Raw genomic sequence first — 19277 nt, 5'->3', positions numbered from 1 at the left:
CGGCACTACTTGAAGATGATCGTGCGCGCGCCGTCGAGCAGCACACGGCCCTCGGCGAACCACTTCACCGCCTGGGTGAGCGTGCGCGACTCCTCGTCCTGCCCGATCGACACGAGCTCGGACGGGGTGCGCGAGTGGTCGACGCGAACGACGTTCTGTTCGATGATCGGCCCCTCGTCGAGGTCGCTCGTGACGAAGTGGGCGGTCGCACCGATGAGCTTCACGCCGCGGGCATGCGCCTGCTTGTAGGGGCTCGCACCCTTGAAACCGGGCAGGAACGAATGGTGGATATTGATGATGCGGCCGGCGAGGCGCTCGCAGAACTCCGGAGAGACGATCTGCATGTAGCGGGCGAGCACGACCAGCTCGATGTCGTACTGGTCGACCGCATCCAGCACCCGCTTTTCGAAGGCGAGCTTCTGCTCCGCGGAACGCACCTCGTGGTGTTCGAACGGCACGCCGTAGAAGGCGGCGAGATCGGCGAGATCGGGGTGGTTGCTCAGCACGAGCGGCAGGCTCACGGGGAGTTGGCCCGCGCGCTCGCGGAACAGCAGGTCATTGAGGCAGTGGGCTGCGGTCGACACCAGGACGAGGGTGCGCAGCGGGCGACCGACGACATCCAGGGTGCAGGTCATGTCGTACTTGGCGGTGATCGGTGCGAGCGCGGCCTCGAATCTCTCCCTACTCGCGGCGGACTCGACCTGCAGGCGCATGAAGAAGGTGCCGGTGTCGAGGCTGGCGAACTGCTGCGACTCCGTGATGTTGCCGCCGGCGTCGACGATCGCGCCGCTGATGGCGTGCACGATGCCGGGGCGATCGGCGCAGACCAGCGTGAGAACCCAGTGGGTGGTTGCTTCGGTCACGTCACCAGCGTATTGCCTGTCGTGCGACTTCATTGCCGCGAGCGGCTGCGGGTAGAATCACCGTGATGGCGCAGTGGACCGCGCCGTCCCGCGGGCGGCGAACGCACCACATCTTTTCGAACGGAACTCCGTCCCATGGACGTGCCTGAAAGCAAGCCCACTGCCGCGCCCTCCTTCCCCTGGCTCGCCCTCGTCATCCTTGCCGGCGCCATCTTCGTCTCCGTGACGAGCGAGGTGCTGCCCACGGGTCTGCTTCCGGACATGGCGAAGGGGCTCGAGGTCTCGCAGTCGCAGATCGGACTGCTGGTCACCGTGTTCGCGGGAACCGTGGTGGTCTCGGCCGCGCCGCTGACGACCCTCACGCACCGCTTCGGGCGCAAGCGCCTCGTGCTCATCGTGCTGCTCGGCTTCGCAGTGACCAACTTCCTCGGTGCGATCGCGCCGAACTACCTGGTCATGGTGCTCTCGCGGGTGCTCGGCGGCCTCGCGCACGGGCTGTTCTGGGCGGTGGTCGGAGCCTATGCCGCGCACCTCGTGCCGAAGGCGCAGCTGGCACGCGCGGTCGCCGTGACCGGCTCGGGCGCGACACTCGCGTTCATCCTCGGTGTTCCCGTCGGCACGGCGCTCGGACACCTCATCGGCTGGCGCGGCGCATTCGCCGCGATGGGCGTCGCGATCCTCATGCTGACCCTGCTCGTGCTGCGGTTCCTGCCCAAGGTCAACCACATCGAGCCGCTCAAGACCGGCGAGATCGCCGTGCCGATGCGCCACGACCCTTCATTGTTCGGCATCGCCGTCATCTGCGTCATCACGACGGTGCTGATGAGCGGGCAAAACCTCTTCTACACCTACATCGTGCCGTTCTTCACGACCGCGGCATCGTTCGCGAGCAGCTCGGTCGCGCTGCTGCTTCTGGCCTACGGCATCGCGGGCGCGGTCGGTCTGTTCCTCGCGGGCCTCGTCGGTGCGAAATACCCGCGCGCGAGCCTCGTCGTGGCGTTCATGCTCGTGGGCGTCGCGGTGCTCGTGATGGCGCTGCTCCCGCACCTGAACTGGCTCGTCGTCGCGATGCTCGTGCTGTGGGGCGCGGCGTTCGGCGGAACTCCGGCGCTGTTGCAGACCCGGGTGCTGCACACGGCATCCGTGCGGTTACGCGACGTATCGTCGGCCTACTTCACGACATCGTTCAACGTCGGCATCGGCGGCGGCGCATTCATCGGCGGACTGTTGCTCGACGCCTACGGGATCGGCGTGCTGCCGTTCGTGGATGTCGCGGTGACGGTTGTGGGAATTCTGCTGATCCTGGTCACCAATCGACTGATCAGCAGGCGGGCGGCGCGCTTCGGGCTGTAGGGCGGTCAACTCTCAGGGGTGGTCGCGACGATCGGCGACCGTGACCACCCGCACGGTCACGCCGGCGCGCTCGATCGCTGCGAGCGCATCCGGGTTTGCCCGCTCGTCGGTGACGAGGGTGTCGATGCTGTCGATGTCTGCGACCTTCGCCATCGCGAGCGTGCCGATCTTCGACCCGTCCGCAACCACGATCGTGCGCTGCGCGTGCATGACCATCGCACGGTTGGTGCGAGCCTCTGTCTCGTCGTGCGTGGTCACCCCGCCCTCTGCCGTGATGCCGTCAGTGCCGAGGATCGCCGTGCCGACGTTGACCGCGTTGAAGGTGTTCTCGGCCAGAATCCCCACGAGTTCGAGCGACTGGTGGCGCAGCGACCCGCCCGTCATGATGACCTTGAGCTGCGGATAGCTGGTCACCAGGGTCGCAATCGTCAGGGAGTTCGTGATGATCGTGAGGTCGCGATGGTTCGACAGCGCGCGTGCGACCTGCGCCGTGGTCGACCCGCCGCTGAGTGCGACGGCGTGACGCTCGGGCGGGATGAGGATGGCCGTCTGCGTCGCGATCAACCGTTTCGCCTCGAGGAACTGGGTGTCGCGCAGTGCGACGGGAAGCTCGGCGCGCGAGCCGATGACGGCCGCGCCTCCGTGCGTGCGGCGGAGCAGTCGCTGGTAGTCGAGGTCGGCGAGATCCCGCCGCACCGTCGCTGCCGAGACGCCGAGGGCGGCGCAGAGTTCGGCGAGCGAGACCGACTCGTGCTGGGAGACCATCGCGAGGATCTCGATCATGCGGCGCGATCTTTTACCCGATGCTGCGGGGTGCAGTTCCGGCAGCGCGCCGACCGTTGTTGCCCCGTGCCGCGCGCCGGGCTCAGACACAGATGACCTCGCATCCCTGGCCGCGGATGCCGTCGAGCTGTGCCTGGGGCGCTCGATCGTCGGTGATCAATACGTCCACCTCGGAGATCGTGCACACCCGTGCGAGCGCGACCCGGGAGAACTTGGTCGCGTCGGCGAGAACGACGGTCTGCCGAGCGCGGTTCTGCAGCACTCCGTTGACGCGCGCCCCCACCGGGTCGTAATTCGTGCATCCGGCCGTCATGTCGACGCCGTCGACCCCGACAAAGGCGACGTCGACGTTGTAGTCCGCGAAGAACGCCTCCGCGCCGGGCCCGACCGTCTCCTGGCTGCTGCTGCGGGCTTCGCCGCCGGCGACGAAGACGCGGATGCCGGAGTTCGACAGGAGACTCGTCGCGATGTTGAGCGCGTTGGTCACGACGGTGAGGCCCTCCCTCCCCATCAGGAGGCGGGCGAACTCCGTGACGGTCGTGCCGCCGGTCATGCCGATGACGCGGGCGCCGTCGAGGTAGCGCAGCGCACTTTCGGCGATGCGTTGTTTCTCGGGCAGATCCTGCCCGGTCTTGTAGTTGAGGGGCAGGTCATTGAAGGCCGCGTTGGTGGCGGCGCCGCCGTGGATGCGCGTGACGAGTCGTTGCTCCTCGAGCTGCTCAAGATCGCGCCGGATGGTCGCGGCGGAGACTCCGAACCGCCGGGCAAGATCGGTCACCTCGATGTTCCCGGCCTCGATCACGGCCGAGACGATCTGGTTCAATCGCTGTCTCCTGAGCACGCGTTCATCATACGTACCCGCGCATCAAAACTGTGCGTAACTGCATGATTATGACGCAGGAGTGTTCATAACGCGCATTTTGACTGCTCATTCGCTCTCTTCTCTTCTACCTGTGGCGCGCACTGTGTAAATGTTGTTCGCGCCCACGCAGTATGTGCATCTGTACTGCACCGGGCATCCCGACTCACAGCCCCAAGGAAGGTACGTCGATGAGAACAAAGAAGTCTCGCCTGAGGGGAGCCGCCCTGCTCGCAGGCGCCGCATCCCTCGCCATGATCGCCACCGGCTGCAGTGCCGGCAGCCCCGCAGCATCAAACAAGACCACGGATGTGACGATCACCGTCGCGCTGTTCGGCGCACCACCGCCGAAGGCGTCTCTCGCCGCGTTCACGAAGGACACCGGCATCACCGTCAAGTGGTCAACGATCGACTGGGACAGCCTGCAGACGAAGATCGCTGCGGCCGCCACCTCGAACACCTACTTCGCGGATGCGACGGATGTCGACTGGTCGCGCGTCGGCCAGGAGGGCAAGCTCGGCTGGTTCCTGCCGATGGAGAAGTACATCGACGAGGCCGCGTACAAGGCGGACATGCCTCAGCTGTCGTCCTTCACCTATGACGGTCACATCGTTGGCGTGCCGTTCGACTCCTCCTACCTCGTGACCACCGTCAACACCGAGCTGTTCGAGAAGGCGGGCATCACCGAGATGCCGACCACGATCGACGAGTACACGAGCGACCTGCACAAGATCAAGGACCAGGGCATCATCGAGAACCCACTGAACATCCCGTTCGCCGCAGCAGAGGGCCTCTCGACCTACTGGTACGAGACGACGAACGCGTTCGGCGGCACGGTGCTCGACAAGTCCGGCAACCCGCAGTTCTCCGACCCGGGTTCCGCCGGTTACAAGGCCGCAGAGTGGATGGTGAACGCACTCAAGGACGGACTCGTCCCCGCGGGCAACATCAACGTCAGCGACAGCCAGGGCCAGCAGACCCTGATGGCCAAGGGTGTCGTCGCGAGCACCTTCGCCGACTACTCCGGCAATGTCGGCAGCCTCTACGACGTGCCAGACACCTCCTCGGTGGTCGGCAAGGTCAAGTACATTCCGACACCCGGAGTAAGCGGCGTTGCGGCGAACATGAGCAACCCGGATGGCATCGGCATTCCGAAGACGGCGAAGTACCCTGCCGCGGCGGCCAAGTTCATCGAGTGGTTCACCGACGCGGACAACCAGGCGGACTTCGCGGGTGCGAACGGACCCGACAAGGTCATGCCCGGCTACTTCCTCCCGTCCAGGCTCAGCGGAATCAAGAAGCTGACCGAGAGCGGCGTGCTGAAGGACGGCGAGCAGCTGTCTGAGCTGCTGAAGACGAGCAAGCCTGTCTTCCCGGAGGGCGCGCCCACCTGGTACCCGCAGTTCTCCAACGCGGTGTACACCAACCTGCACGCCGCAGCCACGGGCTCGATGTCGGTGAAGGATGCGATCAAGACGATCGCAGACACGGCGACGAAGCTCGCGGCAGACAAGTGATCCGTCCACTCGAGCGCACTCGAAAGACCACGACGAATCGATGAGCACGACTATTCGCGTCGACAAGCTCTCGCCCCCCGCGTTGAACAAACGCGGGGGGCGCGAGGGCGGCAAGCGCAGACGAATCGACCTCCTACCCTACGGCCTGGTCACGCCACTGATGATCTTCATCGTCGGGCTTGCCCTCATCCCGGCCGGCTACACGATCATCGCCGCGTTCTTCCGGGTGCAGCCGCTCAACCCACCGGACCGCTTCAACGGCATCGACAACTTCGTCTCGCTGTTCGGCAGCACGGCGGTCACCTCGAGCATCGGCAACACCGCCCTGTACGTGGTCTTCGGTGTGGGACTCTCGACGGTGCTCGCCATCGCGATGGCCGTGACGCTGCAGAAGAAGTTCTTCGGCCGCTCCGTGCTCATCGCCGTCCTCATCCTTCCCTGGGCGCTGCCCGGCGTGGTGGAGGGGATCCTGTGGGCGAGCATCTGGGACAGCAACAGCGGCCTGCTCAACAGCGTGCTGCACTCGCTGCACCTCATCGATCACTACATGGTCTTCCTCGGACAGAACCAGTTCCTGACCATCATCGGCATCGAGCTGGTGCAGGTGTGGCAGATCACCCCGCTCTCGACGCTGCTCATCCTGGCCGCGCTGCAGAACATCCCGGCCGACATCTATGAGGCGGCGAACATCGATGGGGCATCGCCCTGGCAGGCGTTCAAGCGGATCACCCTTCCGCTCGCCCGCCCCGGGATCACCATCGCGATGGTGCAGGCGATCATCCAGACGCTCAACGTGTTCGACCAACCGTATGTGCTCAACGGCTCGGCCGCGACCGGCGCATCCCTGACCATGCAGACCTACTTCATCAGTTTCCAGAACCTCAACTTCGGAGAGGGCTATGCCTTGTCCCTGCTGATCACGATCGCCACGCTCATCGCATCGTTCCTGGTGCTCAAAATCGTCTACAGGCCGGTGGAGTACTGATGAAACAACGCGCACCCTGGGCTCGCCGCATCGGCGTCGCACTCATTCTCTTCTGGTCTCTCGCTCCGCTGTACTGGGCCGTCAACATCAGCCTGCAGACCGACGCGCAGGCCGCGGCGAAGCCGTCCAACTACCTGCCGCCGACGCCGTCACTGAACAACTACATTGCGTTGCTCTCCGGCAACAGCGATCTCTCGCAGTCGATCAGGCAGTCCGCGATCAACATCGTCATCGAGTGTGCGGCCGCGACGCTCGTCACGATCGTGCTGGCGACGCTCGCCGCGTATGCCTTTGCCCGGATGACGTTCAAGGGTCGCAAGGTCCTGTTCTACACGGTGCTCGCCACGATGGCGTTCCCGGCGTACACGACGCTCATCCCGATCTACCAGATCCTCACCGGACTGAGTCTCGTCAATACCTACACGGGCATCATCCTCGTCTACGTCTCCGGCTTCCTGCCTCTGGCGACCTGGATTCTCTACAACTACATGTCGAGCCTGCCGATCGCGCTCGAGGAGGCGGGCACCATCGACGGCGCCAGCCGCATGCAGGTGCTGTGGCACGTCGTGCTGCCGCTGGCGCGCCCCGGTGTCATCTCCACGGCGATCATCACCTTCCTCTTCGCGTGGGGCCAGTTCCTCTTTCCCCTCGTGCTCTCGAGCGACCTGTCGACCCAGCCGCTCACGGTCGTGATCGCGTCGATTCAGGGCAGGCACATCGTGCCGTACACGCTCCTGAGTGCTGCCGGGGTCATCGCGCTCGCGGTGCCCGCGCTCATCGCGGTGGTGCTGAACCGCTACATCGTGAGCGGCCTGCTGGCGGGGAGCGTGAAGTGATGACCGATTCCCGGATGACCGGCCAGGTGATCGCCCTCGACGTCGGCGGAACCGCCATGAAGGGCGCGATTCTCGGCGAGGACAACACCGTCGAGAGCTTCTACGGATGGCCGACCCCTCGGGCCGATGGGCCGGAGCAGGTCGTCGGTGCCGTGCTCTCTGCCGTCGACGAGCTCGTCGGGCGAGCACCGAACGCGCGGGCAATCGGGCTCGTCGTGCCCGGACTGGTCGACTCCCACACCGGTGTCGCCGAGTACTCCGAGAACATCGGCTGGAAGAACGTCGCCTTCCGTGCGCTGCTCGCCGAGCGGACCGGTCTGCCCGTCGGCTTCGGCCACGATGTGCGCGCAGGTGGACGTGCAGAACGCGAGATGGGTGCCGGGCGCGGCTCAGAAGAGATGTTCTTCATGCCGATCGGCACGGGAATCTCCGGGGCCATCTATACGGGTGGCCATGCGCTCGACAACAAGTACGGGGGCGAGATCGGGCACCTCGACGTCGGCTCCGGGGAGGTCTGCGCGTGCGGTGACACCGGATGCCTCGAGACCGTGGCGACCGGGCCATCCATCGCTCGCCGCTACAACGCGCTCGCGGGCACGGAGCTCTCGGGTGCGAAGCCGGTCGTGGAGCGCATGGTCGGCGGCGATCCGCTGGCCGCGCGGGTGTGGAACGAGGCGATCGAAGGGCTCTCGCGGGCCCTCACGAGCTACATCTCTCTTCTCGCCCCAGATCTCGTCGTGATCGGCGGTGGGGTGTCTGCCGCCGGTGACCTGCTGCTCGACCCGCTGCGCGCATCCCTTCGGGGCAGGCTCGGCTGGAGACCGGAGCCGGTTCTGGCTCTCGCCGCCCTCGGCGAGAACGCGGCCTGCCTCGGTGCAGGGCTGCTTGCACGTGATGTTCTGGAGCGGACACAGCGCGGTGCGGGGGAGCGGCCATGACCGCGTCGACGGCCCACGCGCTCGTGGCGTCCGCGGGGGAGCGGGCGCGGGCGGTGCTCGCCTTCAACGTGATCTCGCTCGAATACGCCGAGGGCATCGTCGCGGGCGCCGAGCGGGCCTCGGCTCCCGTGATCCTGCAGTTCAGTGAGCGGGCCATCCGGTATCACGGTGGCGCGATTGCGCCGGTGCTGGGCGCGTGTCGCGAACTGGCCGCGACAGCCGGAGTCCCTGTCGCCCTGCACCTCGATCACTTCCAGGACCCGCAGCTCATCGAGCAGGGGATCGGGCTCGGTGCGGAGCACGAAGCGACCTCGATCATGCTCGACTTCTCCACTCACGCCCACGACGAGAACGTGTCACTGACCGCCGACTACGCGCGGCGTGCCCACGATGCGGGTCTCTGGGTGGAAGCGGAGCTCGGAGAGATCGGCGGCAAGGACGGCGCCCATGCGCCCGGCGTGCGTACGGATCCGATCGAGGCGCGAGAGTTCGTCGCGGCGACCGGGGTCGATGGCCTCGCCGTTGCCGTGGGGAGTTCGCACGCGATGACCTCGCACAGTGCACAACTCGACCTCGCGCTCATCGCCGAGCTGGCATCCGCTGTTCCCGTGCCGCTCGTGCTGCACGGGTCGTCCGGGGTGTCGACCGCGATGCTGCGGGATGCCGTGGCCGCGGGCATCCGCAAGGTCAACGTCGGCACCGCGCTGAGCATCGCGTTCACCGCGGCCGTGCGCGACTTTCTCGCCGCGAATCCGTCGGCATCCGACCCTCGCGGCTACCTGGGCGCTGCCCGCGACGCCATCGCATCGACCGTCGCAGAACTGGCCGAGAATCTCAGCAAGGAGCACCATGACTGACCACCTGTGGAACACCATCCGCGACCACAAGGCGGGGAACGCCAACGGCATCTATTCGGTGTGCTCAGCGCACCCGACGGTGCTCGAGGCGTCGATGCTGCAGGCCGCGGCAGACGGAACCTACGTGCTCATCGAGGCGACCTCCAATCAGGTCGACCAGTTCGGCGGCTACACCGGGATGCGCCCGAGCGACTTCCGGGACTTCGTCTTCGGCATCGCAGACAGGCTGGGCTTCCCTCGCGAGCGGATCGTGCTCGGCGGCGACCACCTCGGCCCGAACCGCTGGCAGAAGCTGTCGGCCGCCGAGGCCATGGACAACGCCGAAGCGCTCGTCGAGGCCTACGTTCGGGCCGGATACACCAAGATCCACCTCGACTGCAGCATGTCCTGCGCGGGCGACCCCGTTCCGGCCGGCGATGAACTCGTGGCAGAACGCACGGCGAGGCTCATGCGCGTCGCGGAAGACACCGCCAGGGATGCCGGTCTCGGCGAGAGCATCCTCTACGTCATCGGCACGGAGGTCCCAGTGCCCGGCGGCGCCCACGAGACGCTGTCGCAGCTCCAGCCGACTTCTGCCGACGCGGCCCGTGCCACCCTCGGCCAGCACAGGATCGCGCTCGCCGCGCGCGGCCTCGAGGCGGTGTGGTCTCGCATCATCGCGCTCGTCGTGCAGCCCGCGGTCGAGTTCGATCACCTCCAGGTCATCGACTACGTGCACGAGGCGACCGCTGCTCTCCGCGCCGTCCTCGACGGCGAGAGCGGGATGGTGTTCGAGGCGCACTCCACCGACTATCAGCGACCGGAAGAACTCCGGCAGCTGGTCGAGGATCACTGGGCGGTTCTCAAGGTCGGCCCCGGCCTCACCTTCGCCATGCGCGAGGCACTGTTCGCGCTCGCGAAGATCGAAGACGAACTCGTGCCGGAGGGCTCACGCTCGAGGCTCATCGAGGTCATCGATGAGCGGATGCTCGAGAGCCCCGGCTACTGGGAGAGCTACTACGAGGGCGGCACCGACGAGCAGCGCATCGCCAGGCGCTACAGCTACAGCGACCGACTGCGCTACTACTGGCCGGACCCCCAGATAGCCGCCGCCGAGGCCCGACTCTACGAGAACCTCACTGCGATCCAGATCCCCGAGCCGCTGATCAGCCAGTTCCTGCCGGAGCAGTACACGCGGGTGCGGGCGGGAGAACTCGGCTCCGACCCCCGTTCCCTCGTCATCGACAGGGTGCGGGACTGCCTGCGTCCGTACGCTCGTGCCTGCTTTTCACCACTATCCACCACAACCCAAGGAGCACGTCTTGCCTAGCACCACCGAAACACAGCGTTGGCCCGAGAGCGGGGCGGCGACGGTGCGGGAGATACTTCAACAGCCGGATGTGTGGCGCGAGGCTCTCGACAACGTCCTCCGCAACGCGGACGCGCTCGATGCATTTCTGGCACCGCTGCTCGCCCGCCCGGACCTGCGCATCGTCCTGACGGGCGCAGGCACCTCGGCCTTCGTCGGCAGCATTGCGGCCCCGGCTCTCTCGCGCCTGCTCGATCGGCGCGTAGATGCGATCGCGACGACGGACATTGTGTCCAACCCGCGCGTCTATTTCGCCGAGGACCTGCCGACGCTGCTCGTGTCGTTTGCGCGCTCGGGCAACAGCCCCGAGAGCATTGCGGCCACGGAACTGGCGGACGACGTCCTCAGCGACGTCAGTCACCTCATCCTGACCTGCAATGAATCCGGCAAGCTGTCGCAGGAGCACGTCGGGCGGGAGAAGTCCGCCGTCGTGCTCATGCCGGAGCGTGCCAACGACGAGGGCTTCGCGATGACCTCGAGTTTCACCTCGATGCTGCTGTCCAGTCTCCTCATCCTCGGGGGCACGGATGACGCGGCGGTCACGGCGTTGTCCGCGGCGGCAGGGCGCGCCCTCGAGCTGGTTCAGGCACCCGCGCGCGCACTCGCGGCGAGGGGCTTCGATCGTGTCGTCTACCTCGGCAGCGGGCCGCTCACGGGGCTCGCGCGGGAGTCGGCGCTCAAGCTCCTGGAACTCACCGCGGGCAAGATCGTCTCGTACTACGACTCGTCGCTCGGCTTCCGGCACGGCCCGAAGTCCGTGCTCAATGACCGCACCCTGGTGATCGTGTACGTGTCATCCGATCCGTACACCAGGCACTACGACCTCGACATCGTCCACGAACTGCAGGCGACCATTCCGGCCAGCAACCTCGTGGTGATCTCGGCGCTTCCGCTGTCGCTGGAGTCCGACATCCGTACTTTCGTCTTCGAGGAACTCAGTGCGCTTGATGACGCCTACCTCGCGGTCGCGTTCGTGACCATCGCGCAGGTGCTCGCCCTGTCGTTCTCGACCGAGCTCGGGGTGACCACAGACAACCCGTTCCCCGGCGGTGACGTCAACCGTGTCGTGAAGGGCGTGCAGATATATCCGCTGGGTGCCTGAGTAATGGGAAGCGCTGGCTGATCGCGACCGCGGTCGGTTAGACTTGCCGCGTCGCGACTGGCGTTGAGATGGGCAACCATCGGGGAGCGACAGCATCCCCCGGGTGAGCCGGAGGAAGCCCCAGATTCGGCCGTACGCCTGGGCCGAACGGATACCTTTGTTTTATCCGTTCGCGTCACAAGGAGCCGCCGATGTCCTCTCACCTTCCCGCCCAATTCACCGCGCCACTGTCCGAGGTCGACCCCGAGATAGCCGAGGCACTCGCGAACGAGCTCGCCCGCCAGCGCGGCACTCTCGAGATGATCGCGAGCGAGAACTTCGTTCCCCGCGCCGTGCTCGAGGCTCAGGGCTCCGTGCTCACCAACAAGTACGCGGAGGGCTACCCCGGCCGCCGCTACTACGGTGGCTGTGAGTTCGTGGATGTCGCGGAGACCCTCGCGATCGCGCGCGCCAAGAGCCTCTTCGGGGCTGCGTATGCGAACGTGCAGCCGCACTCCGGTGCATCGGCCAACGCCGCTGTGCTCTCCGCGATCGCGGAGCCGGGCGACCGCATCCTCGGCCTCGAACTCGCCCACGGCGGTCACCTCACCCACGGCATGAGGCTCAACTTCTCCGGCAAGCTCTATGAGGCCCACGCCTACGGCGTCGACCCCGACACCTTCCTGGTCGACATGGATGTGGTGCGTGAGAGGGCGCTCGAGTTGCGCCCCAAGGTCATCATCGCCGGCTGGTCCGCCTACCCGCGCCAGCTCGACTTCGCCGCCTTCCGCGCCATCGCCGACGAGGTGGGTGCCAAGCTCTGGGTCGACATGGCGCACTTCGCCGGCCTCGTTGCGACCGGGCTGCACCCCTCGCCCGTGCCGCACGCGCACATCACCTCGTCCACCGTGCACAAGACCATCGGTGGACCGCGAAGCGGCTTCATCCTCACCAACGAGCTCGAGCTGCAGAAGAAGATCAACTCGAACGTCTTCCCCGGCCAGCAGGGCGGGCCGCTCATGCACGTGATCGCCGCCAAGGCGACCGCGTTCAAGCTCGCCGCGGAGCCGGAGTTCAAGGACCGCCAGGAGCGCACCGTGCGCGGCGCCCAGATCCTCGCCGAGCGGCTCACGGCATCCGACGCGAAGGACGCGGGCATCGACGTGCTCACCGGTGGCACCGACGTGCACCTGGTGCTCGTCGATCTGCGGAACTCGGCGATCCACGGGCAGGACGCCGAGGACATCCTGCACTCGGTCGGCATCACCGTGAACCGCAACGCGGTGCCGTTCGACCCGCGCCCGCCGATGACCCCGTCAGGGGTGCGCATCGGGACCCCGGCGCTGGCCACCCGCGGATTCGGCGACGAGGAATTCACCGAGGTCGCGGACATCATCGCCACGGCCTTGAAGCCCGCTCCGGACGTCGACGCCCTGCGCGCCCGCGTCGTGAAGCTCACCGACGGCTACCCGCTCTACCCCGGCCTCACGAGCCCCGGCACCTGGGCCTGATTCACTTCCGCTGGTCGAGTAGTGAGCGCTAGCGAGCGTATCGAGACCTTCGCAGCTGTGGCTTCGTCCCGGTCTCGATACGCGGGCTCCTTCCTCGCGCGCTACTCGACCCGCCTTAATACAAGGGAGCTCCCATGACCGCAACGAAATTGGATGGCGTCGCCACGGCATCCGCCATCAAGGGCGAGTTGAAGGCGCGGATCGCGGCGCTCAAGGCGCAAGGCATCACCCCGGGGCTCGGAACGCTGCTGGTCGGGGAGGACCCGGGCTCGCTCTCCTATGTCGCAGGCAAGCACCGTGACTGTGCAGAGGTGGGTATCGAGTCGATTCGTGTGGACCTGCCGGCCACGGCATCCGCTGACGATGTTCGTGCTGCCATCGCGGGACTCAATGAGAACCCCGCCGTGACGGGCTATATCATCCAGCTTCCGCTTCCCGCGGGCATGGACGAGAACGCGATGCTCGAGCTCATGGACCCGGCGAAGGATGCGGACGGCCTGCACCCGACCAACCTCGGCCGCCTCGTGCTCGGCGTCTCCGGCGAGCTCGACTCCCCGCTGCCCTGCACACCGGCCGGGATCGTCGAGATGCTTCGGCGCTACGACGTTCCGATTCCCGGTCGCAAGGTCGTCGTCGTCGGCCGCGGTCTCACAGTCGGTCGTCCGCTCGGCCTCCTGCTCACGCGCAAGGGGCTCGACGCCACCGTCACCCTCGCGCACTCGCGCACGGTGGGCCTCGCGGATGAGGTGCGCCAGGCCGACATCGTCGTCGCGGCGGTCGGCGTCCCGGCCCTGATCAAGGCGGACTGGGTCAAGCCCGGTGCTGCTGTGCTCGACGTCGGAATCACTCGAGTTGTCGACGAGGAGACCGGCAAGGCCAGGCTCATCGGCGATGTCGACCCGGCCGTCGCCGAGGTTGCGGGCCACCTCTCACCGGTGCCGCGCGGGGTCGGTCCCATGACGCGCGCGATGCTTCTCGTCAACGTCGTGACCGCAGCGGAGCGCCTGGCCAGCTGAGGCGAGAGCGAGGCGCGCTACTCGCCGACGTAGCCGGTGACGCAGCTTGTTCCGCTCGTGTCCTGCGTTGCCCAGCCGTCGACATCCTCGACCTTCGCGGCCGTGGCAAGCGGAGTCATCCTGATCGTGCAGGATTCGATGGTCGCGTTGGTGTTCGACTGCACGGCGAAGCCGTAGAGGCCGAACCGCCACTTGCCGAGGTCGGGGCTATCGCTGTCGCTGTCGAACTCCGCGATTCCGTGCGCGGTTCCCGAGCTCGCCCAGGAGTAGGTTCCCAGGCATCCGTCGAACGACGACGGATTCACGATTCCGTCGCCACTCGCCGCCTTCGCGCTGTAGTTGCTGCCCAGATAGAGATCGAGCGGAGAGACGAAGTCCTGGCTCGTCGTCGTGCTTGTGAGGTCGAGGCGCATGATCGTGCCGCCGTGCGCGGCCATGGTCTCGGCACTGATCGGGGTTCCGCCGACGCCGTCGCCGCAGCGGTCGAGGAACTCTGTGACGAGGTTCGCAGCCTTGTGGTCGCTCGCCGCAAGCGGTTCGTGCGCCGTGAGCTCGATGCCGATCGTCGAACCGCCGGAGCTGCGCACGTTCGCCGAGATGGTGAAGAGCACGTCCGACGGGGGCCCCGGCGTGGGCGTCGTGGCCGGGGCCGGGGTGTGAGAGGCGACGGCGCGCTTCTGCGGGGTCTTCTGCGGGGCCTGCCCCGCGCATCCGCTCAGCACGAGCGCAGCGCAGGCGACGGCGAGGATGCCAAGGCAGGTCGTGGCGAGCGGCTTCTTCACGGCATCCCCCTGATCGTGGCCCAGGCTCGGCGCGTCTACTCTCGCGAAGCGCCGGGGGCCGCGCTCACGACGAAGGTCGTGGGCTGCCCGTATCCATGCTCCGCGAAAGCCCCGTCGATGGCAACCTCCACGAGCGACAGGGATTCCTCCGGCACGAGCGCGATCGCCGAACCGCCGAATCCGCCTCCGGTCATCCGCGCGCCGATCGCACCGGAGGACTGTGCGGTCTCCACGGCGAGGTCGAGCTCCGGAACCGAGATCTCGAAGTCGTCGCGCATCGAACGGTGTGAGGCATCGAGCAGATCGCCGATGGCTGCCGGGCCGTGTTCCTTGAGTGTCGCGACGGTGTCGAGCACACGCTGGTTCTCTGTGACGACGTGTCGCACGCGACGGAAGGTGACGTCGTCGAGCAGTTCCCTCGCGAGCCCGAGGTCGGCAACCGAGACGTCCCTGAGGGAGTCGACCCCGAGCGCCGCCGCGCCGCGCTCGCAGGATGCCCTCCGCTCCGTATAGCCACCGGTCGCGTGCTGGTGGCTGACGTGGGTGTCGATCACGAGGATCGCGAGCCCGGCCGCCTCGAGTCCGAGTGGAACGACCTCGCTCTCGAGGCTGCGGCAGTCGAGGAACACGGCGCTGTCTGCTTCTCCGAGCAGCGACGCCGACTGGTCCATGATTCCCGTCGGCGCTCCGACGGCCTCGTTCTCTGCGAGCTGGCCGACCTTCGCGAGAGTGCGCCGGTCGAGACCGAGTCCCCACAGCTCGTTCAGCGCGAGCGCCACGGCGCTCTCGATCGCCGCCGAGGAGGAGAGGCCTGCCCCCACCGGAACATTCGAGTCGAGGTGGATGTCGAAGCCAGCAACAGAGTCCAGGTCCGCCCTGCGATCTCCCGCGACCTTCTGTGCGAGCGCCCACGCCACCCCGAACGGATAAGCCGACCATCCGCTCAGGTTCTCCGGACGCAGCTCGTCGAGTGACAGTTCGATGGTCTCCTCGGCGAATGAGCTGGAGACGCGCATCACGCGGTCATCCCGGCGGCCGATCGCGAGCACGGTGCGCCGGTTGATCGCGAACGGCAGCACGAAGCCGCCGTTGTAGTCGGTGTGCTCCCCGATGAGGTTCGCACGGCCGGGGCCGGACCACAGGCTCTCCGGCGCGTGGCCATAGAGCGCGGTGAAGCTCTCGCGCACCTCGTCGCGCAGGTCGCTGCCGCTCACAGTCTGGCGATCCCGTCTCGTACGAGTTCTGCGGCCTTCTCGGGCACGACGTCGCCGATCCATGCGCCCATCGCGGCCTCGGAGCCGGCAAGGTACTTGAGCTTGTTCTTGCTCCTGCGTGGGGAGGTCAGCTGCAGCATGAGGCGGATCTCGTCTCGTTTCACGTTCACGGGTGCCTGGTGCCACGCCGCGATGTAGGGGGTGGGGGTCTCGTAGATGTTGTCGACGCCGCGAAGCAGGGTGAGGTACAGGCGCGACAGTTCGTCTCGTTCCTCCTCGCTCGTCGCCGCGAAGTCGGGCACGTGGCGGTGCGGGAGCATGTGCACCTCGAGGGGCCAGCGGGCGGCGAACGGCACGAAGGCGATCCAGTGCTCTCCTTCGAGCACGACGCGCTCTGACGCCCGCTCACTCTCGAGGATCTTCTCGAACAGGTCCGGGCCGAAGTTGTCGATCGAGGCGATGAGCCTCTCGGTGCGCGGGGTGATGTAGGGGTACGAGTAGATCTGTCCGTGTGGGTGGTGCAGCGTCACACCGATGGCTTCCCCGCGGTTCTCAAAAGGGAACACCTGCTCGACACCCGGCAGCGCCGAGAGCACGGCGGTGCGATCCGCCCAGGCCTCGATCACGGTACGGGCGCGGGACTCGGTCTGGCTGCCGAACGAGCCCTCGGTCGCCGGGCTGAAACACACCACCTCGCAGCGGCCGACCGCGGTGCGGGTGCGGCCGAGCCCGATTGTGGCGAGGTCATCGAGGCCTGCAGGGGCATTGTCATCGGTGAGCAGCGGCCCGAACGACGGCGAGCGGTTTTCGAACACGGCAACGTCGTAGTTGCTGGGGATCTCCGAAGGGTTGGATGCGCTGGCCGGCGCGAGCGGGTCCTGGTCGGCCGGGGGGAGAAACACTCTGTTCTGCCTCGCAGCGGCAACGGAGATCCACTCGCCGGTGAGTGGATCCTGCCTCATGGTCGCCGTGTGCGGTCTCGGGTCGAGGAGGCGGGCATCCGGTGCGCGATCCGGGGCCAGCGTGGTGTCCGCGTCATCGAAGTAGATGAGCTCGCGACCGTCCGCAAGGCGGTACTCGCGTTTGGTGATCTGCGGCATATGACCTCTTTGACGTGCGGTTGTGTGTAGCCACCGCGATTATGCTGGGCGGATGCGAGCACCCACTGGAGAACAATTTGAATTGACAAGATCGCACGGAAAACAACAATCTCGATCAATCATAACCGAGGTAGCCGCAGGAATACGGGCTCTGACGGTGGATGGCGTGGAGATTGTTGAGACTTTTCCGGCCTCCGTGCGCCCTCCTTTCGGCAGCGGCACGGTGCTTTCTCCGTGGCCGAACCGCATCAAGGACGCCGTGTGGATGCTCGACGGCGTGAAACAACAGCTGAACATCTCTGAGCCCGCCCGCGGTAACGCGCTGCACGGACTCCTCGTCGCGACGCCGTATCGCGTCACCGAGCAGAGCGAAAGTGTGCTCGAACTCGCCGCTCCGGTGTTCCCGCAGCACGGCTACCCGTTCCAGCTGCACACGACCGTGCGCTACGAACTGCTCGACGACGGCCTGCGGGTCACCCACGGATTCCGCAACGTGGGCGAAGGCCGCGCGCCCGTGGCCGTGGGCACGCATCCGTTCTTCAAGATCGGCGGGGTTCCCACCGAGGACCTCGTGCTCACCGTGAACGCGGACACCCACTTCGACGTGGATGAGCGCCTCAACCCGATCCGCGAGGTGCCCGTCGACGGCACGGAGTTTGATCTTCGCGGCGGGCGTCGGGTCGGCGATCTGTCGCTCGACGACGGCTTCGGTGCCGTTCGAATGGTTGACGGCGTCAGCTGCCACCGCCTCACCGCGCCGGATGGTCGTTTCGTCGAACTGTGGCAGGACGGGTCGTTCGGCTACGTGCAGGTGTTCACAACGCGTGCGTTCTCGGGCGAGGGTGGAGAGCACCTCGCGATCGCGATCGAGCCGATGACCGCGCCCGCGGATGGCTTCAACTCCGGCAAGGGCGTGCGCTGGCTCGAACCGGACGAGAGCTGGTCGGCGACCTGGGGCGTGCGCTACGGCGGCACCACCGAGAGCTGACATGCCGACATCTTCCGAACGCGATGTGCGTCGCTGGCGGCAGTACCTGGCCGACGAGATCGCCGAGGCTGCCGTCTACCGTGACCTCGCCTCGCGCCGCACCGGCGAGGAGCGGGAGATCCTGCTCGCGCTCGCCGAGGCGGAGGGGCGCCACGCCGCACACTGGCAGGAACTGCTCGGCGACCGGGTGGGCACTCCGCGCAGAGGCGACATCCGCACCAGGATGCTCGGCCTGCTCGCGCGCACCTTCGGCTCCGTCTTCGTGCTCGCGCTCGCCCAGCGCGCGGAGGCGCGTTCGCCCTACGAAGCGGATGCGGATGCCACGGCCGCGATGGCAGCAGACGAGCGCATCCACGGCGAGGTAGTTCGCGGTCTCGCCGCGCGTGGACGCAATCGCCTCTCAGGCACGTTCCGCGCCGCCGTGTTCGGTGCCAATGACGGGCTGGTCTCCAATCTCGCCCTCGTCATCGGGATCAGCGCTGCCGGCGTCGCCTCCCACGTCGTTCTCCTGACCGGGGTCGCGGGTCTTCTCGCGGGTGCGCTGTCGATGGGGGCGGGGGAGTACGTCTCCGTGCGGTCCCAGCGCGAACTGCTCGAGGCATCCGCCCCTGACCCCGAGGCGAACACCGCGCTGCCACACCTCGACGTGAATGCCAACGAGCTCATGCTCGTCTACCGCGCGCGCGGTATGTCGATCGAGGAGGCGAAGGCGCGGGCGGATGCCGTGCTCGCCGACCACAGTCTCGCCACGGTGCCCGAGACGGAGCAGGACGACCACGAGGCGGTGGGCACGGGGCTGCGGGCAGCGGTCTCGAGCTTCTGCTTCTTCGCCTCCGGTGCGGTCATCCCGGTCATCCCGTACCTGTTTGGGCTCAGCGGCGTGGTCGCGATCATCATTGCGGCCGTGCTCGTGGGGCTCGCCCTGCTCGGCACCGGTGCCGTCGTCGGGCTGCTCTCCGGTGCTCCACCGCTTCGCCGCGCGCTGCGCCAGCTCGCGATCGGCTATGGCGCCGCCGTGGTCACCTACCTTCTCGGCCTGGCCTTCGGAGCCGTCGGCGCGTAGTCCAGCCGCTTCTCGTTCCCTGAGCCGGTCGAAAGGTGGCGCCACGTTCTCTGACAGCCCGCCACCGCATCCGGATTGAAGGATCTTTCTGCGCTTTGGCACGTATTGGAGGAGTTTTTGTGGTCAAAACCGCGATTTCTCCTCCTTTCCGGCAACGCGCAGACAGCCCATCGTGGCGAAAGA

Annotated in this window: 18 protein-coding genes and 1 riboswitch; of the genes, 12 read left to right on the top strand and 6 right to left on the bottom strand. The window is 66.9% G+C overall.

Annotated features, from left to right (window positions below; all coding sequences use genetic code 11):
• Nucleotides 1-5 precede the first annotated feature (5 nt).
• Nucleotides 6-896, bottom strand: coding sequence for a formyltetrahydrofolate deformylase (gene purU, locus ABUA28_RS02470; protein ID WP_349902351.1), 891 nt, complete (start codon nucleotides 894-896; stop codon nucleotides 6-8).
• Between the two features lie 102 nt (nucleotides 897-998).
• Between purU and ABUA28_RS02465 the strand changes: the two genes are divergently transcribed.
• Entirely contained in the window at nucleotides 999-2216 is a 1218-nt protein-coding gene (locus ABUA28_RS02465; RefSeq protein WP_349902350.1) for an MFS transporter, read from the top strand.
• 12 nt (nucleotides 2217-2228) lie between these two features.
• Here the strand turns inward: ABUA28_RS02465 and ABUA28_RS02460 are convergent, their stop codons facing one another.
• Entirely contained in the window at nucleotides 2229-3089 is an 861-nt protein-coding gene (locus tag ABUA28_RS02460) for a DeoR/GlpR family DNA-binding transcription regulator (protein ID WP_349902349.1), read from the bottom strand.
• Complete coding sequence (locus ABUA28_RS02455; protein ID WP_349902348.1) at nucleotides 3082-3840, bottom strand: DeoR/GlpR family DNA-binding transcription regulator; 759 nt, start codon at nucleotides 3838-3840, stop codon at nucleotides 3082-3084. The genes ABUA28_RS02460 and ABUA28_RS02455 overlap by 8 nt, the downstream gene beginning before the upstream one ends.
• A gap of 209 nt (nucleotides 3841-4049) precedes the next feature.
• On the opposite strand from ABUA28_RS02455, the gene ABUA28_RS02450 reads away from it, so the two are divergent.
• The 9 genes from ABUA28_RS02450 to ABUA28_RS02410 all read left to right on the top strand — a co-directional run bounded on the left by ABUA28_RS02450 (nucleotide 4050) and on the right by ABUA28_RS02410 (nucleotide 13947).
• Complete coding sequence (locus ABUA28_RS02450; RefSeq protein ID WP_349902347.1) at nucleotides 4050-5375, top strand: extracellular solute-binding protein; 1326 nt, start codon at nucleotides 4050-4052, stop codon at nucleotides 5373-5375.
• 40 nt (nucleotides 5376-5415) lie between these two features.
• Nucleotides 5416-6360, top strand: coding sequence for a carbohydrate ABC transporter permease (locus ABUA28_RS02445; protein WP_349902346.1), 945 nt, complete (start codon nucleotides 5416-5418; stop codon nucleotides 6358-6360).
• Nucleotides 6360-7196 (top strand): carbohydrate ABC transporter permease, encoded by an 837-nt coding sequence (locus ABUA28_RS02440; protein ID WP_349902345.1) that lies wholly within the window; start codon nucleotides 6360-6362, stop codon nucleotides 7194-7196. The genes ABUA28_RS02445 and ABUA28_RS02440 overlap by 1 nt, the downstream gene beginning before the upstream one ends.
• Nucleotides 7196-8134, top strand: a complete 939-nt coding sequence (locus tag ABUA28_RS02435) for an ROK family protein (RefSeq protein ID WP_349902344.1) — start codon at nucleotides 7196-7198, stop codon at nucleotides 8132-8134. Before ABUA28_RS02440 ends, ABUA28_RS02435 begins: the two co-directional genes overlap by 1 nt.
• Entirely contained in the window at nucleotides 8131-8991 is an 861-nt protein-coding gene (locus tag ABUA28_RS02430; protein WP_349902343.1) for a class II fructose-bisphosphate aldolase, read from the top strand. The genes ABUA28_RS02435 and ABUA28_RS02430 overlap by 4 nt, the downstream gene beginning before the upstream one ends.
• A complete protein-coding gene (locus tag ABUA28_RS02425) occupies nucleotides 8984-10300 on the top strand; it encodes a D-tagatose-bisphosphate aldolase, class II, non-catalytic subunit (RefSeq protein ID WP_349902342.1) in 1317 nt (438 codons plus the stop codon). Before ABUA28_RS02430 ends, ABUA28_RS02425 begins: the two co-directional genes overlap by 8 nt.
• Nucleotides 10293-11441 carry an SIS domain-containing protein gene (locus ABUA28_RS02420; RefSeq protein ID WP_349902341.1) on the top strand — a complete coding sequence of 383 codons (1149 nt, stop codon included), beginning with the start codon at nucleotides 10293-10295 and terminating at the stop codon, nucleotides 11439-11441. The genes ABUA28_RS02425 and ABUA28_RS02420 overlap by 8 nt, the downstream gene beginning before the upstream one ends.
• Nucleotides 11442-11484: 43 nt before the next feature.
• Nucleotides 11485-11592: riboswitch (ZMP/ZTP riboswitch) on the top strand.
• A 40-nt stretch (nucleotides 11593-11632) separates the two neighbouring features.
• Nucleotides 11633-12931 (top strand): serine hydroxymethyltransferase, encoded by a 1299-nt coding sequence (glyA, locus tag ABUA28_RS02415; protein WP_349902340.1) that lies wholly within the window; start codon nucleotides 11633-11635, stop codon nucleotides 12929-12931.
• 134 nt (nucleotides 12932-13065) lie between these two features.
• Entirely contained in the window at nucleotides 13066-13947 is an 882-nt protein-coding gene (locus ABUA28_RS02410; protein ID WP_349902339.1) for a bifunctional methylenetetrahydrofolate dehydrogenase/methenyltetrahydrofolate cyclohydrolase, read from the top strand.
• A 17-nt stretch (nucleotides 13948-13964) separates the two neighbouring features.
• On the opposite strand, the gene ABUA28_RS02405 is transcribed toward ABUA28_RS02410, so the two are convergent.
• The 3 genes from ABUA28_RS02405 to galT are packed head-to-tail and all read right to left on the bottom strand — an operon-like array spanning nucleotide 13965 to nucleotide 17043.
• Nucleotides 13965-14729 (bottom strand): hypothetical protein, encoded by a 765-nt coding sequence (locus ABUA28_RS02405; RefSeq protein ID WP_349902338.1) that lies wholly within the window; start codon nucleotides 14727-14729, stop codon nucleotides 13965-13967.
• Between the two features lie 35 nt (nucleotides 14730-14764).
• Complete coding sequence (gene galK / locus ABUA28_RS02400) at nucleotides 14765-15943, bottom strand: galactokinase (protein ID WP_349902337.1); 1179 nt, start codon at nucleotides 15941-15943, stop codon at nucleotides 14765-14767.
• Nucleotides 15940-17043 (bottom strand): galactose-1-phosphate uridylyltransferase, encoded by a 1104-nt coding sequence (gene galT, locus ABUA28_RS02395; RefSeq protein ID WP_349902336.1) that lies wholly within the window; start codon nucleotides 17041-17043, stop codon nucleotides 15940-15942. Before galT ends, galK begins: the two co-directional genes overlap by 4 nt.
• Nucleotides 17044-17209: 166 nt before the next feature.
• Here galT and ABUA28_RS02390 point away from each other — a divergent pair, with 166 nt between their 5' ends.
• The gene (locus ABUA28_RS02390) at nucleotides 17210-18031 is read left to right on the top strand and encodes an aldose 1-epimerase family protein (protein WP_407075404.1); all 822 of its coding nucleotides are present in this window, start codon (nucleotides 17210-17212) and stop codon (nucleotides 18029-18031) included.
• Nucleotide 18032: 1 nt separating this feature from the next.
• Nucleotides 18033-19094, top strand: a complete 1062-nt coding sequence (locus tag ABUA28_RS02385; RefSeq protein ID WP_349902334.1) for a VIT1/CCC1 transporter family protein — start codon at nucleotides 18033-18035, stop codon at nucleotides 19092-19094.
• Nucleotides 19095-19277: the final 183 nt, after the last annotated feature.

The organism is Parafrigoribacterium humi, from assembly GCF_040227205.1.
Taxonomy (GTDB): Bacteria; Actinomycetota; Actinomycetes; order Actinomycetales; family Microbacteriaceae; genus Parafrigoribacterium_A; species Parafrigoribacterium_A humi.
Note: the sequence above shows the minus strand (reverse complement) of the source record. Positions and strands in the feature narration are given on the sequence as shown.

Excerpts from the sequence above, each read along its gene's own strand:
- purU (WP_349902351.1), bottom strand. The coding sequence starts at position 896 with ATGAAGTCGCACGACAGGCAATACGCTGGTGACGTGACCGAAGCAACC.
- ABUA28_RS02465 (WP_349902350.1), top strand. The coding sequence starts at position 999 with ATGGACGTGCCTGAAAGCAAGCCCACTGCCGCGCCCTCCTTCCCCTGG.
- ABUA28_RS02450 (WP_349902347.1), top strand. The coding sequence starts at position 4,050 with ATGAGAACAAAGAAGTCTCGCCTGAGGGGAGCCGCCCTGCTCGCAGGC.
- ABUA28_RS02445 (WP_349902346.1), top strand. The coding sequence starts at position 5,416 with ATGAGCACGACTATTCGCGTCGACAAGCTCTCGCCCCCCGCGTTGAAC.
- ABUA28_RS02440 (WP_349902345.1), top strand. The coding sequence starts at position 6,360 with ATGAAACAACGCGCACCCTGGGCTCGCCGCATCGGCGTCGCACTCATT.
- ABUA28_RS02435 (WP_349902344.1), top strand. The coding sequence starts at position 7,196 with ATGACCGATTCCCGGATGACCGGCCAGGTGATCGCCCTCGACGTCGGC.
- ABUA28_RS02430 (WP_349902343.1), top strand. The coding sequence starts at position 8,131 with ATGACCGCGTCGACGGCCCACGCGCTCGTGGCGTCCGCGGGGGAGCGG.
- ABUA28_RS02425 (WP_349902342.1), top strand. The coding sequence starts at position 8,984 with ATGACTGACCACCTGTGGAACACCATCCGCGACCACAAGGCGGGGAAC.
- glyA (WP_349902340.1), top strand. The coding sequence starts at position 11,633 with ATGTCCTCTCACCTTCCCGCCCAATTCACCGCGCCACTGTCCGAGGTC.
- ABUA28_RS02410 (WP_349902339.1), top strand. The coding sequence starts at position 13,066 with ATGACCGCAACGAAATTGGATGGCGTCGCCACGGCATCCGCCATCAAG.
- galT (WP_349902336.1), bottom strand. The coding sequence starts at position 17,043 with ATGCCGCAGATCACCAAACGCGAGTACCGCCTTGCGGACGGTCGCGAG.
- ABUA28_RS02385 (WP_349902334.1), top strand. The coding sequence starts at position 18,033 with ATGCCGACATCTTCCGAACGCGATGTGCGTCGCTGGCGGCAGTACCTG.